Origin of the sequence: Stutzerimonas tarimensis, from assembly GCF_042648805.1 — a bacterium.
In the GTDB taxonomy this organism is placed as follows: domain Bacteria; phylum Pseudomonadota; class Gammaproteobacteria; order Pseudomonadales; family Pseudomonadaceae; genus Azomonas; species Azomonas tarimensis.
In genome coordinates, this window is record NZ_JBHRXZ010000033.1 from 1 (window position 1) to 15,180 (window position 15,180).

At 61.7% G+C, this 15,180-nt stretch carries 7 protein-coding genes and 1 pseudogene; 1 reads left to right on the forward strand and 7 read right to left on the reverse strand.

Features of this window, described 5'->3' with window-relative positions; genetic code table 11:
• Positions 1-83: 83 nt before the first annotated feature.
• The 4 genes and pseudogenes from ACFOMF_RS18220 to ACFOMF_RS18235 all read right to left on the reverse strand — a co-directional run.
• Positions 84-668 (reverse strand): annotated as a pseudogene (locus ACFOMF_RS18220) (hypothetical protein); the annotation flags it as partial.
• Between the two features lie 490 nt (positions 669-1,158).
• Complete coding sequence (locus ACFOMF_RS18225; protein ID WP_386367588.1) at positions 1,159-1,554, reverse strand: hypothetical protein; 396 nt, start codon at positions 1,552-1,554, stop codon at positions 1,159-1,161.
• A gap of 278 nt (positions 1,555-1,832) precedes the next feature.
• Positions 1,833-6,608 carry a DUF3320 domain-containing protein gene (locus tag ACFOMF_RS18230; protein ID WP_386367591.1) on the reverse strand — a complete coding sequence of 1,592 codons (4,776 nt, stop codon included), beginning with the start codon at positions 6,606-6,608 and terminating at the stop codon, positions 1,833-1,835.
• Between the two features lie 197 nt (positions 6,609-6,805).
• Positions 6,806-7,852 carry a DUF4236 domain-containing protein gene (locus ACFOMF_RS18235; protein WP_386367593.1) on the reverse strand — a complete coding sequence of 349 codons (1,047 nt, stop codon included), beginning with the start codon at positions 7,850-7,852 and terminating at the stop codon, positions 6,806-6,808.
• Between the two features lie 1,024 nt (positions 7,853-8,876).
• Here ACFOMF_RS18235 and ACFOMF_RS18240 point away from each other — a divergent pair.
• Positions 8,877-9,950, forward strand: coding sequence for a 3-deoxy-7-phosphoheptulonate synthase (locus ACFOMF_RS18240; RefSeq protein WP_386367595.1), 1,074 nt, complete (start codon positions 8,877-8,879; stop codon positions 9,948-9,950).
• 258 nt (positions 9,951-10,208) lie between these two features.
• Here ACFOMF_RS18240 and ACFOMF_RS18245 read toward each other — a convergent pair whose 3' ends face one another.
• The 3 genes from ACFOMF_RS18245 to ACFOMF_RS18255 form a co-directional block, all read right to left on the reverse strand.
• Positions 10,209-10,913, reverse strand: coding sequence for a hypothetical protein (locus ACFOMF_RS18245; RefSeq protein ID WP_386367598.1), 705 nt, complete (start codon positions 10,911-10,913; stop codon positions 10,209-10,211).
• A 108-nt stretch (positions 10,914-11,021) separates the two neighbouring features.
• The gene (locus ACFOMF_RS18250; protein WP_386367599.1) at positions 11,022-13,856 is read right to left on the reverse strand and encodes a response regulator; all 2,835 of its coding nucleotides are present in this window, start codon (positions 13,854-13,856) and stop codon (positions 11,022-11,024) included.
• A complete protein-coding gene (locus tag ACFOMF_RS18255) occupies positions 13,853-15,013 on the reverse strand; it encodes an acyl-CoA dehydrogenase family protein (RefSeq protein ID WP_386367600.1) in 1,161 nt (386 codons plus the stop codon). The genes ACFOMF_RS18250 and ACFOMF_RS18255 overlap by 4 nt, the downstream gene beginning before the upstream one ends.
• Positions 15,014-15,180: the final 167 nt, after the last annotated feature.

Genomic DNA, 15,180 nt, shown 5'->3' on the forward strand with positions numbered 1-15,180 from the left:
GCTCGCCGAGGGAGTTCAGGCGCTTGGCAGCAGCATCAATTTAACGGGGAGTTGGTGTCCGGTTTTGTAGGGGCAAGTCCACCCTTGGCGGCGTAGTGGTCACGAATCACCGGCCAGCATTCCCAATCCTTGAGGCGGTGAAAACCCTTTCTAGCGCCCACTCGCTCCCTTGCCAGCAGGCTTACGAAGTTTCCCAGGAACAGTTCCACGCTCTTGCCTGAGAAGCCTCGAGAGGTCTTGTAGTACCGTTTGTACTCAGTCTCGTCGACCAGGGAATCGACCGGCAGATCGACCCGCGCATCGTCGCGCATCAGCGTCCAGATCGGATCGAAGTAGCCGGGCCGGGCGAGCAACTTGAACGGGCTCAGGCCATAGCGCCACAGGCCGTCGAGGTGTGCCGAGAACGCTGCGAAGGAGTCCGTATCGATGGCTTGCCCAGTCTTCACGTCTACCGAGCCGCTGGCGAACTGCTGGATGATCGAATGGTGATAACGCAGCTCGACGCGCCACACGTCCTGGGCTGGGTTGTAGTTCTCCGGGTCCTTGGCATCGAACGAATCCCGGCGACGCCAGACGCTTTCCCAGTAGTCGAGCTTGTCCGTTGCGCGAGCCTGTTCGGTCTTGTTGTAGATGCAGAGCTGAACGCCACTGGCCGAGCCGAACATGGACGTTTCCCCGCGACAGACGTCCCCTCCTATAGCACCGAACGGCCGGATTTAAGCCGTACCTGTTACACAGGGAAACCAAGTAGAAATTTTCTGCCTGACAACATCTGATGGAATGTTGGAAGCGGCGTTACGGCCAACTGGGCTGATGTAGCCCCCGAAAACACTGGACTAGCTGTGGGTTCAAAATCCCCCCGGCCCACCAACACTGAGCACAGAGCCCCGGAAACGGGGCTTTTTGCTGTCTGGGTCCGCTGTTCTCGGCAGGTGTTCCACTGGCCAGAGACACCGACGTAGGGCACCGGCGCCCAGCATGAAGCCCCGCTCCCCTGCCTACCTGACCCAAACCGCCCAGATCTGCTGGAGCGAACTGGGTGCCCAGGCCCAGGCGCTGAAGATGGGGTACGAATAGCCCACGCTGCGCCAATCACGGCAGCGCCTTGTACTTGAACCTGTACGAGGGGCGTCGGGATTTCGGAAACAGTGCAGGCATTCAGGCGTCACGCAGCAGGTCGTGGGCGTTGAGCAGGGCGAAGGCGACTTCCGGGCGCTTGGCCAGCCCGCGGCGGATGGCCGCCGGGATGCTCTGGCGGGTTTTGCGGCACAGGCCGGGCAGCGCTTCGATTTCGATGGCAATGCCGCGCATGCTGCGCACCTCGCTGGTGCTGGGGGCGATGGCCAGGCGGATGCCGAGCTGAGCGTACAGGCGCTGTTGCAGATGTTCGAGGTCGGCGAGGCTGGTGAGGTTTTCCAGGCGATCCAGCAGGCGGCGCTCTTCCTGGCGGGTCAGGCGCAGGATGCGCCAGTCGCCATCGGCGTTTTCCAGCAGTTGGTCGTGCCCACAGGTGCAGGCGGCGGGCGGACAGGGACGACGTATCGGCGAGGTCATGACGCCGATCATAACGAGGCTGTGCCTCGCTTGCCCACTGCCCGGCGGGTCAGTCTGTCGGCGGCGCTGGCAAGCCGCTTACCATAGCGAGCTTTTCCTCCACACTCCAGCGGCGACGCCGCTCCCGACCGAGCACTTCGATATGCCTGTCTTTGCGGGTAGCCATAAACACAACCGTTTGCCTACCATTATGATAAGTGGGAAACCGTGTCCGGTGTTAAAGGGGCTTATCACGCGCCAACAGCGCCAAGGCCCCCTTCCGCCAGTCGCGGTAACGGCTATCTACCCAAGTTAACGGCTGCTGTGACTACTCCATCATCCACTTGCAATCTCCCTTGAGCGGCAAGCGCGCCTATCCTCTCCTCAAGGATGGTCGCAATCTTCGATGTAGTTCGTCCAAAGCCCAGCAACCCGAGTGCACCAGAGACGGCATCTTCGCGCCCCATAGAGAAACCGAGCGTTACCGTTTCCAGTAACGCCTGATCCAACTCCTCCGGAGCAACCCACTCAATTTTTCGCTCTGTAGATTCCCAATGAGCACGACTGCGAATCGGGATGGGCCGGCTATCCGCGCAATACACAAAGCTGCCATAGCCACGGTACACCCCTTGCCGAACACCGAGGCGAATGGCTTCGTCCACAACGCTGGTAATCCTTGCACCTGCCCGGGCAACACCGTATGCCTCCATAATCCGCCGCGTGACCTCACTCGCATGCACTGGTGCTTCAACCTCAACCACCGTCCGGATCATCTGCATCAATCGTTCGGGCTTTTCCTGATGCAGTTCGATCGTCGATGTCACTGGCGTCAGTCGAGCCTTCACGTATGGTTGGCTTGAGCTCGGCACTATGTCTTTTGCCGGTGCTCCTCGAACAATCTCATGCTTCGGCTCTGGCGCTGCCTCGGGAAGTGCATGACGCCCCTCCGCTATCCTAGCGCGAGCGGCCTCAATGGCCGCTACGGCGCGAATGATTTCCTGTTGGGGATTGCGGAACCAATCCGTGCTCCAGATCCGGTGGAAGTTCCAGCCCAACCCTTCCAGCACGCCCTGACGCAAACGATCTCGATCACGCGCAGACCGTGAACTGTGATATGCAGCACCATCACATTCGATAGCCAGAACATAACGCCCCGGAAAATCAGGATCCTTAACTGCGATGTCGATAAAGTAGCCCGCGGTGCCTACCTGCGGCTCCACCTCGTAGTTCCTTTCCCGCAACGCCTCTATCACTTCCAGCTCAAATGGCGAATCTGCCGCCTTGCCTGTCTCCCTTGCAACTTCAAGCACTCCCGTCTCGGCGTATTTGAGGAAGTTTTTCAACGCCCTCACTCCGAGGCTGGCCCCCGCATCGAGCTCAAGATCGTCAGCCCTGAAGTTGCAGAAAACACGCATCGCCAATTTGGCGCGCGTGATCAGAACATTGAGTCGGCGGTGCCCGCCCTCGCGGTTCAATGGGCCAAACTCCCTGGCAATTCGGCCAGACTCGTTACGCCCATAGCCGATGCTGATGAAGATCTTGTCCCTCTCATCACCCTGGATGTTTTCCAAGTTCTTGACGAAGAACGGCTCGCTCCCTTGCGTGGTGAAAAACGCCTCAGCCTCAGGCATCTGCCGACGCAGCAACTCGATTTCGACCTGGATCAGGTCTCGCTGCGCCACACTGAATGCAGCAACCCCCAGCGATAACTCTGGCGTTTGGATCGCGTGCTGCATAACGGCCTGCGCAACAGCCTTGGCCTCACCTTTGTTGGTGCGGGTTCGCCCTCGGTCATATAGCGCATCTGGCAGATAGTCGAAGCTCACCCCACTGGCATGCGGATGCTGGCCCGCAGAGGGGAACACCACCAGCTTGCTGTCGTAGAACTCGACGTTGGAAACAGCGATCAACGATTCATGCCGACTTCTGTAGTGCCAGCGCAGATAGCGCTCCTGGCTACCGGCGACCTTAAACATGCTCAAGATGCTTTCAATGTCGGCGGTCGCCGCATCCTCGTCATCCAACTCGACATCACGGCTGAAGAAATCGGTAGGGGGCATCTGCCTGGTATCCCCGACCACAACCACCTGTTTACCGCGCATGATGGCACCGAATGCATCGACAGCCTTCACTTGGGAGGCTTCATCGAACACCACCACATCGAACTCCAGCTTTCCGGGAGGGAGAAAGTTCGCGATCGACATGGGGCTCATCATGAAAACAGGCTTGATCTGCTGAATCGCCCGCCCCGCCTTCTCAATCAGCTGCCTGATCGGGATATGCCGGCGCTTCTTGTTCAATTCAGCGCGCAATACGGCCATTTCGCCAGGCTGATTGATATTGGGCATCCCCTCCCAGACCTGTTTAGCCAAGTGCGTTTGCGCATGATTGAGCGAAGCCAGATCAAGGGATTTGAACCGCGCGATCTGGTGCTCGTGTTTTATGCGGTCGAACTGCTGCAACGTTGGTTTCTCGGCATAGACCCGCTGCACCAGCCCCGAATACCAGGAGAATTCCATAATGGCAGCTAGCTGCCTGGGTTCATCACTGCTGATGGCAATCTCTAGCAATTCGTCGAGCTTGATATCGCGTATCTGCTGAGCCAGGACATTGAACCGCGCCATCTGGTAAAGCGCGGAAAGTCCTCCCTGCCATTCTTGCAAACGCTCGCCGAGAGCCGCTAGGCCCAGCTGTCTGACGTCAGCGTTGGCGTTTTGCCCCTGCATGCCCGTCACCTCAAGCGCACGGAGTAGCGCCTTGTCCAACCCGACAACGTGCTGTTCTATTCCGCTTACCGTATCTCCCAGGCCACTAGCATCGGCATGCCCGGCCAGAAAGGCGATGATGCCTTGAGGAATCTGTCCATTTCCCAGATCGTCATGCAGCTTTATTACCCAAGCGCTCAAGCGCTCGAGTACTGCCCAATCCGTTTTCTGGCGCTGCCATTGGGCACCGAACAACGCGCTACCCAATGTCTCATGCTGGTCATACACCTTCTTGCACTGCTGATAGGTCAGTACCGAGTCCACCAGCTCCAACATACCCGCATTGGTCTTTGGCAACGCTTCCCGAGCGAATCCCTGCAGACGAGCCCGGGCTGCACGGAAGCGCCCCGAAAAGATCCTCCACCATTTATCGCCGTACGCCTGAAGGCTCTGCCGAACCTCTAGCAGATCCTGATCCCAAGCAGTGTCAATCAACTGGCTGTCATGCCTAGTGCGACACGCCGTCATTCGCTCTCCTGCTTCCAGCAGTTCGCGAATGACATCACGCCTTGACTGCCACTCCCCAGTAGATAGCTGGACACCTTCGAGACGCGGAGCCTCAGCAGCACGCCGAGCCGCCCGGCAAACGACATCCACATCTGCCAGGGTGGCGGGCTGAGTCAGCATTAACCGCTCAGAAAGTGCGGCGGTAGCCGACTGCAATGCGCTGAGATGGGAGCTCGCCAACTGCAGTGCGTCATCTGCACTGCTCTGCTCGATAGGCGAGAAGAAGGTACGCTGACTTCCCCAGAAGACACTTTTGTCGGGACGCCCCATCTCCGCAAGGTGCAGCACCAGTTCCTCAACCAACGCGCGCCGCTTTTGCTGCTCGGCAAAACTCCATGCCTCCATAGGCGCAAAAGAAATGACCGGCAGCCCTGCATGAACTCGTTTCAACTGCAAGTAACGGCCAAGGACGTCAACAAAGGGCAAACCGCTTGCTCCTGCGGTGGAGCTCACAGCTTCGCAATACTGATTAAGCGCATCTTGCAGCTCTTTCAAGTTCGCAAGATCTTCCTCACCGACCTTGGTCAGTGGCCGCCCCTGATCCAGAGTCCGCCCCAACTCCTTGAGCACAGATTGCTTGGTAGCCTTGTGGCTATGCAGCTCAAGCACGGCATCGCCCAGATGACTTTCATCCAGACGACGTTTTACCACCTCAAGCGCGGCCATCTTCTCGGCAACGAACAGAACCGTCTTCTTCTGGCCAATCAGCTCCGCGATGATGTTGGTGATCGTCTGCGACTTGCCTGTGCCGGGCGGCCCCTGGATCACCAGATTGGAACCCTCGCGCACCTCCAGAATTGCCTCGGTCTGGCTACTGTCGGCGTCTTTCACAAAACGCACTTCACCCGGTTTGATCACCGAGTCAATGTTTACATCTTCTGCATACGCTGCGGGCATATCTCCGAAACCTGAGCCAAGCAGACGTTTCATCACATCATTGGCGCCCGGTTGCTTCTCTTCCGGCCAGCTCTTCGGGTCAAGATCCTTGAACATCAAAAACTTACCAAAGGAAAAGAAACCCAGGGCGATCTCGTTACTGGCGACCTTCCAGCGTGACTGTTTGCTGATCACATCGGCCACTTCAGCATAGAAGCGCTCAAGACTGCTCTCATCGGTTGCGAAGCAATTCTCGTCAAACCCGCAGGCAGACATATCCAGGCCGAAGTCAGTCTTGAGCTTGGCAGCCAGAGAAAGGTTCGCCATCAACTCGTCACCCGAGTACGTGAGCTTGAAGGCATCTTTGGCACCGCTGCGCTCAAGGCTGACCGGCAGCAGTATCAGTGGGGCCTTGCGCAGATTTTCAGAGCTATCCGCTTCGTACCAATGCAAAAAGCCCAGAGAGAGGAACAGCGTGTTCACCCCCTGCTCCTCGATAAAGGCTTTAGCCTCGGTGTGGATCTTCAACAGCTGTAGGAACAGGCGCTCATTATCGATGGCCGTCTGCAAGCTGGTATCCAGATGGCGACGGGCCCTGCCTGATCCATCCTCATCGCTGTCGTCAGCGACGCTGGACCAGTCCAGGCTATCCAGTTCATGCAGCAACTCTGCGTCACTGGCAGTGTCAGCCTCTGTTTCCTCCAGCTTCGCAGCCTTTGCCAGCTCAGCCAGTTTCTTGCGCGCCATCGGCGCAAAGGTCATGGCCTTGTCTTGGCGATAGAGGATGTTGAACACCTCCCCGGACAACTCATCGACCACTATCAGGGTCTTGGCTGTCTTGCGGAAGTTGAGCATGTTGTTGCGAAGCCCGATATCCAAAAGCTCTTTGCGGCTGCTCTGTAGCTTCTGGCTGATCACTGTACTCATAGGAAACCCATCATCCGAAGCTGAAATGGCTGCATCTGAACATCACCGGGCCTGATAATGCGGGGCGCTGTCAGAGATTGGCCTTGAACAGCCCATTGGCTCGTTCTGTACCCCAATCCGAATTAGGCAAATCAGCTAGTGCGGTACCTGCTGGGCGGCCAAAAGTCCGCACCTGCGAAAGCACCGTAGCCAGGCCATCAAAGCCCCCCTGCCTTGACCCGACAAAGCGCATATCCAGCCCATCGGGAGTCGAGAGACTCAGCTGACTGAAGGCGCATATAAGGTAACTCGCGGTTCTTCTTGAAGCGCCTGTCGGGTCCGCCTTTCTTGTTAACGTACTGCCAAGTCTTATCAACAACCGTTGCATCGGGGGCAAGCGAATCATTTTCGACGAATCGAATGACCGAGCTCACGGCAGAAAAATTCGCATAGTCAATACTGCCTACGGCATTTTCCTGAAATGCCAGTATGCAATCCGGGTAAAAGGCCAGCGTGGTCCTCTTCGAGGCGAGAATCGGCACCTGCACATTCGCCACCACACCGGGCGCATGCCCAAGCACAAGACGTGCATCTCCGAGCTGAACGCCCTGGTCGGCTCCGGCAGAGTATTTGGGGTCGGCGTAACGGGAGGTCGAGGCAATCGATCTCAGTTTTCGCGCGTTCGCCGCCTCACTGAGCACCGTGCACAACTGATCGAACAGCGCACTGGTCGCCTGATCGGGCTCATAGAACAGCACCGTCAACTTGCCCAACTGATCCCGCCAGAACAGCCAGCCTGTAATGGCGACGAAGGCGACGAAAGTCGCCAGATACACTGCGGCATGCCAAGAGGTGCCCCACAGAAGCAGGACAAACAGCGCCAGCAAGCCTACTGCAGCCAACGGCCATCCAGGGCGCTTTGAAGTCTGTTCATTCATCGACTGCAACAGCGCATCGGAGGTCGAATCCTGAAGCTCCAGAACGCTCTTGACCTCGTGCTCCGTCGTGTTGATGACGTTGCTGTCCTCGACAATCCGGGAACCGCTCGAGGGCTGAGCGGTTTTACGAGGGGTGGTTGTCTCTCGCACCGGAGGACCGATGCTGCGGCGGTATTGGAAGCTGCCAAGCCCGCCCCTGATGTAAGCGCCGCGCATACCGATCCCCGCACGAAGACCGGGAACCACCACCGACACGCCAATACCCTGTTCGGAGAAGTTGAAGCGAACCAGGCCAAAACTGATGCTGCGAGAAAAACTCTGCCCCATAGTCCCTCCCGGGCTTCGATGACGTCGACACCTTCAAACCCAGCGCGCCACCTGAAACTCACGAAGATCCTCCTTTGCTCGCGATTCGACTTCTGTCAGGTGCAGTTGGCCGGAGATCAGGCGGGGCAAGAGGGTATCGCAGAGCTGAAGTAGGGTTTGGGCTTGCAGTCGGTTAACATGTGCACGCTCAAATAGCGGTCTTACTGCTTCATTAAAGACTAGCCTACCTGCAAACGGCAGCCCCATCGCTAACACTTGGTCTGGCTGAGGGTTATTACAGGTTCCCGTGGCCAGTTGGACAAAGCTGCCGAACAAACTCGGTAGCGCCTCACCCAGTAAATCAGCTCGTTAACGCCCCTGTTCGTGATGAAATAAGCAAACTGCGTGGAGCAGACGGCATTAGCCTCATGACTAACCGGCAACCACACGCGCGGCATGTGGGGTTTGGGGATTGAGCTTATAAAGCACCACCTTATCACTGGCAGGGCGCGGGTAAAGCCACACCCTGTGCATTTTCCGCTTCCACAGGTACAGGCGGCGGGCGGACAGGGGCGGCGAATCGGTGGGGTCATGACGCCGATCATAACGAGGCTGCGCATCATTTGCCCACTGCCGAGGGGGCCAGCCTGTCGGGGCCTGCAGCGAGCCGCTTGAACCCGCGCCTGGCTTTGCGTATGGTCTGTTGCATCAACGGAGAACATGCCTTGTCGCCCATCAAAATCCATTCGCCTCTCGTCCTGCCCGGCGCCTCGCGCATCGGGCAAACGGCTGCGTGCGTGGCCGCAGGCTTTTCCTATTTTGGGTATTGGTACCGCCAACAGCGCGCCTGATACCCCACAGGCGCCCCAGATGGGTCGCCACCAGACAAGAAACCCCCGGTCGGCTACCCGCCCGGGGGTTTTTGTTTTTCCACCGAGGACTATTTCGATGAGCTACCGCCGCCCCAGCTATTGGCGATTCCGCCAGCCCAACCGCCAACCCTGTCGACCCGTTACCGCCGGCGCCCCGGCCAGAGGAATCCGCCATGAATGCTGTCCCCTGCTGCACCTCAGTCGCTGAACGTCCCGCCCAGACGCCCACGGCCCGTCGACGGTCCAGTGCCCCCCTGCCAAGCCCCGGACAACTGCGCCAGCGATTGCCGCTCTCGGCGCATCTGACCCATCAGGTCGAGACCAGCCGGCAGGCCGTTCGCGCCGTGCTGGACGGCGCCGACGAACGTTTGCTTGTCATCGTCGGCCCTTGCTCGCTGCACTGCCCCGACGCCACCCTAGACTACGCGGCCCGCCTTGCCGAGCTGTCTGTCGAGCTGGGCGACCGCCTGCTCCTGGTGATGCGCGCCTACGTGGAAAAGCCCCGCACCACCATTGGCTGGAAGGGCCTCGCCTATGATCCACAGCTCGACGGCAGTGGCGACATGGCCGCCGGGCTGGCGCTGTCCCGGCGGCTGATGCTCGACCTGCTGGATCTGGGTTTGCCGATTGCCACCGAGCTGCTGCAGCCGCTCGCGGCGGATTATTTCGAGGATCTGTTGAGCTGGGCGGCGATTGGCGCCCGCACCAGTGAGTCACAGATTCATCGTGAACTCGTCAGCGGGCTCGACCTGCCGGTGGGCTTCAAGAACGGCACCGACGGCGGCCTTGCCATCGCCTGCGACGCCATGCGCTCGGCGGCCCATCCCCACCGCCATCTGGGAATGGATGCCGAGGGCCAGACAGCCCTGTTGCAGACCCATGGCAACCCCGACACCCATCTGGTGCTGCGCGGTGGCCATCAGGGGCCCAACTACGAGGTCGAGCACGTGGCGCAGGCGCGGGAAACGCTGGAACGCCAGGGCATAGCCGCGCGGATCCTGGTGGATTGCAGTCACGCCAACAGTGGCAAGGACCCCTTCCGCCAGCCGGCTGTGCTCGACCGAGTGCTGGACCAGCGCCTGGCTGGTGAGCGGGCGCTGCGTGGCGTGATGCTGGAGAGCAATCTCTTCGACGGCAACCAGCCGCTGGCGGCCCGACTCGACTACGGCGTGTCCATTACCGATGGCTGCCTGGGCTGGGAAGGCACGGCGCACCTGCTGCGTCGGACCGCGGCGCGGCTGGGCTGAACGAACGACCGCCGGAACCCCACACGGGTGTCGGCGGTCGCAAGGTGAGGGCCGTCCGACAGGAGCGCCATATGCAGATGCTCTCAACTTTCATGCGTCAACCCGCGGCCTGCCGCCCCGCTCGCCCTCTCCGGCTGGCCGCCCTTCTCGGCATGCTGATAGTGCTCGGCGGCTGCGACAGGCGTGGCGAGGCGCCCCCCGTGGTACCGCCCACCACCGCGGCGGCGGATGAATCGCGCGGCTGACGAAACGGCTTTTTCACGGGCGCCGCGCAGGCTGCCCGTGGTTCGAGGGCGTCTCGGCGAGCATCACCCAGTCGGTGGGCTCGATCACCCCAAGAACACTGAAGCGCAGATCACTCTGCGGCCGAACCACCACCGCGGCGCCATTGCCGATCGCGATTCCGGTGGACTCGCGGATATTGGCCGAATGTCCGAACAGCACCCGGTTCCCCCCGCCCGCCACCGGCTCGGACAACAGGGCGATTGAGTAGTCGATTCGAGCCTGGCGATCGGCCGGCTCCACATGCAGATCAAGCAATCCACCGCGGGTTTCCGCTCGACCGAAAGCAATGAGGCCCATGTCCTCATTGCGCGCGAAGGGGCTGACCAGAACCTCCGCGACGGGAATCTCGTATCGGCGGAACACCTGCCCGATGCTTTCGGCCATGAGTATCCCCTCCTCGGACAGCTGGATCTGCCTGACCCGTGGCCACTCCGGACGGTCGATGCCGAACCGGCTGGTCGCGGCATGCCGGCAGTACACCACCAGCCCGCCCTGCTGCAGCGCCCCGATCAGCTCGGGCACCGCCAGCAACTCATCCGCCGGTAGTGGCGAGACGGCGCACAACCCGAGCGCCAGCGCCAACAAGAGACGCAGGGGCCAGGCGAGCCATTGCCGCACGGCCAGAGCGCCACGGCAGGCGGGCGGAAGATCATCCTGGGGACTATGGGAGATGGGCATGGGGGGTGCGCCTCCTGGTCGGACCGCTCGCGGGTCGTCTGGCCCTGAAGGCAGCCAGCACTCGAGCGGCGTTGATCATCCCGCGAATCGCGACGTGCGGGACGACCTTTAGTCAGCCGGACGACTGGGCAACAGGGCCTCGAGCTGCTCGAAGGAAAAAGGCTTGGGCAGCACCCTGGCGGCAATTTCGCCCAGGCCGTCGCCATACCCCGAGACGATGATCGTCTCCTGCCCCGGCCAGCGCTGCCGCACTTCGGCAAGCAGGTCCAGACCCGACATGCCTGGCAGGCCGACATCGGTGAGCAGCAAGTCGAAGGAGCGCTGCTCGAGCAACGCCAGCGCCTGCTCTGCCGAAGCGACGCCGACCGTCTGGTACTCCAGCAGTTGCAGCATTTCGCAGGTCAGCTCCAGCAGCGACGGTTGATCCTCGACCACCAGTACGGTCGGGCTCGCCGCTGACTCCACGACCTTCGCCGCAGCGCCGGGTCGACTCTCGCGGCTGCTCAGCAGATGTCTGATACGCCGGGCAAGGTCCTCCAGCCGGTAAGGTTTGCTGATCAGCTCCACGCCTTCGTCCAGGCGCCCGCCGTGGACGATGGCGTTCTGGGTATAACCTGAGGTGAACAGCACGACGATCTCCGGCAGCAGCCGCACCGCCTCGCGGGCCAGCTCCGGTGCGCGCATCGGGCCGGGCATGACCACGTCGGTGAACAGCAGGTCAACCGCCAGGCCACTCTCGAGAATGGTCAGCGCGCCGCGCGCATCGCTGGCGCGCAGCACCTGGTAGCCCAGCCCGGACAACTGGTCGATCACCGTGGCCTGCACGGCCGGGTCGTCTTCGACCACCAGAATGGTTTCGCGACCACCCACCACCGGCCCGGCCAGCTGCCGCGGGGGCACCACCTCTTCCAGAGCAGTGCGCGGCAGGTACAGCTTGATGGTGGTGCCGCTCCCTGGCTCGCTGTACAGGCGGATATGACCACCGCTCTGCCTGATGAAACCGTAGGCCATGCTCAGACCGAGCCCGGTGCCCTGGCCTTCGGGCTTGGTCGAGAAGAAGGGCTCGAAGGCTCTCTCAAGGGTTTCGGCATCCATGCCGCAGCCGGTATCGGACACCGCCAGCATCACGTATTCACCCGCGCCCACCTCGGGCAGCGCGTCGGCGAAGGTCTCGCCGAGCACCGCATTGGCCAGCTCCAGCGACAGCAAGCCACCCGAGGCCATGGCGTCGCGCGCATTGATGGCGAGATTGAGCACCACGTTTTCCAGCTGGTTGGGATCGACCAGGGTGGTCCAGAGTCCGTCTTCCACCCGGGTACGCAGCTCGATGTCGTCACGCAGGGCGCGACGCAACAGGTCGTCCATGTTGTGCAGCAGGCTTGCCAGATTCACCGGCGCCGGGTTGAGCGGCTGGCGACGGGCGAAGGCCAACAGCTGCGATGACAGCTTGGAGCCGCGCTCCACGGCGGCCGTGGCGGCCTCCACCCGGTCGAGCAGCGGCGCGTCCCCCGGCAGCGCGGCGCGCATCAGTTGCAGGTTGGCGCCAATTATCTGCAGGACGTTGTTGAAATCATGCGCCACGCCCCCGGTGAGCTTGCCGATGGCCTCGAGCTTCTGCGAGTGCAACAAGGCCTGCTGGCTGCGCTCCAGCTCATGGGTGCGCTCCTCAACCAGCGTCTGGAGATTTTCTTCCGAGCGTTGCAGTTGCTCTTGGGCGCGCTTTTGCAGGGTGACGTCATGACCCTGGCAGAAGATGCCGGTCACCACGCCCTGCTCGGAAATCACCGGCTGGAAGACGAAATCCACATAGCGCAGCTGTGCTTCCTGGTCACGCGCGCGCTTGACCCACAGCGGCGTGCCGCGTCCGACAAAGGGCCTTCGCGAGGTGCGCACTCGCTCGAGCAGGCGGGCAATGGTTTGGCCTTCATGGTGCGGGAAAAGCTGGTCGAACGGCCGCGCAAGCACCTCGCGATGGCCGGTCAGCTGGCGGAAGGCGCGATTGGCGAGCTCGACCCGATGCTCCGCGCCCCGGGTCACCGCGACAAAGCCGGGGGCCTGGTGAAACAGCCGATACAGGTGCTGTTGCTCGGCACGCACTTGCGCCTCGCTGGCCGCTCGCTGGGCCGCCATAGCGGTGATGTCGCGAATCAGCAGCGAGATGCCGACCTGCTCGCCCTGGTGATTGCAGACCACAGATACCAGCAGTTCGAGGACCATGGGGCATTCATTGATGTCGCACGAGACCTCCAGCAGTTGCGATTCACCCTGTTCGCCCAGCGCATCGAGCAGCGCCTCCAGTTCGTCGCTCCAGAACGGCAGCGTCCGGATGGATCGGCCAAACACGCGCTTTTCGTCAAGGCCGAACAGCTCCCGGGCACCGAGACTCCAGAACAGGACCTGCCCCTCGAGGTCGATGCCCACCAGCGCTTCCTGCACTGAATTGATGAAACTGGAGAGGTAATAGTCGGCGACCTGGGCGCGGCGCGTCGGCGCCTCCGCGCGCTGCGCCATGTTCCGGTTGGCCTGATCGAGGGTGGAGCGAAAGCGCTTGCGTCGCTTCACTTCGGCCTCCGCGCGGGCCACCCGAGCGCAGAGAGTGGCAGGATCCAGTTCGGTGATCGACCAGTAGGCGCCAAGCAGCGGGGCCACGCCAAGGCTTCGGCGAAACGCCTCCATGGCGCCGCGATCACGCACGAACAGCAGCTCGCTGTTGGGCCAGCGTTGGCGTACCGCTCGAGCCAGGACGACCGGTCGGACGATCGAGGGCGCGAGAATCAGCACATCCGGACCATCGGCTGAAGCCTCGCCCAGACGAACCAGCAAGGCCTGCTCGTCGATGAGCTCGCAGAGCTGCCCCTCCGCGGTCAGCAGCGTCCAGATCTGCACCGCCTGCGAGCACCCTGGCCGCACGGCAGGCGCCACGACCAGCAGGCCGGTCGTCACAGCAGCGGCAATCCGAGCAGGTTGCGTCCGGCCCACAGCTTGAGCAGGTCGGTGGTCGGCGACATCACGTGGCTGGCCCTGGCATCGCGCAGGATCTGCGCGACGCGGCTGTTCTCCCGGTAGGCCATGCCGCCGCCAAGGGTCATCGCCTCGTTGGCCAGGAACACCGCAGTCTCTGCCGCGTCGGCCTTGCAGGAGAGCAGAAAGGGCAACGCCTGGGCTTCGCCCAGATCACCGAGGCGCGCCGCCTCGCGGACCAGCGCGCGTGATTTTTCCAGCGCCGTCCACATCTGGGCATAACGCAGCTGGATCGACTCGATATGCCGCAGCGACTCGCCCGAATGGCTGTAGCGTCGGGTGCGCAGGTGCTGTCCGGTGGCGTCCAGCGCGGCCTGGGCGATGCCGAGAAAGGTCCCGGCCATGGCCATGAGAAAGTACGGGGCGACCACCTCGAACACATACCAGACCTGGTCCCCGGGCTCCCCCAACAGGTTGTTTGTAGGTACCCGCACCCCGTTCAGTCGCAGCGACCGGGAGGAGTTCCCGCGCATGCCGAAACCGTCCCAGGGCGCTTGCCACTCAAGGCCCGGGGTGTCTCGATCGACGATTACGCAGCTGAAATCCCCGGCCTCCCCGGCGATATCGTTGGCCACCGTAGAAATCACGTAGGAGTCGGCATGGCCGCCGCTGGTGACGAACTGCTTGGTGCCGTCGAGCACGAAGGCCTGTCCCTCGGTGCGGATGGTGGTCTCCGGCAGGTAGAAGTGGGCACCCGAACCGCTCTCGGAAAGCGCCAGGCTGGTGATGTGCTGCCCCTCGGCAATGGCCCGCAGGTAGCGGTTGCGCTGGTGCTCGGTGGCCTTGGCGGCGATCACCGCGGTGCCGACGCAGTGCATGCCAAAGCACAGCGCCGACGACGGGCACGCCTTGCCGATCACCTCGGTGATCACGCTCAGGCCGAGCAACCCCTGGCCGAGCCCGCCCTGCTCCAGGGGAACCTGCAGCCCGGTGAGCCCCGACGCGGCCAGCGCCTGCATGGAATGGGATGGCCAGCGCCCCTCCCGATCCACCTCCTCTGCCAGGGGTTCGATGGTGCTTTCCACCAGGCGTTCGACGGTCGCCTTGAGAGCGTTCAGCTTGGGGGTCAGGCCGGACATGGACAGTATCCAGGGGCGATAGATTTACAGAGTATCTGACGAACCCGAACGATTGTCGCCTCGCTTTTCCCTGCTTCGGAATTCTTCATGACCGAAGGGGCGCCCCGGTGCGCTTAGGCGCACGGCCACGGATAACACCTCCTGAACGTGCGGCTGATATGCTTGTC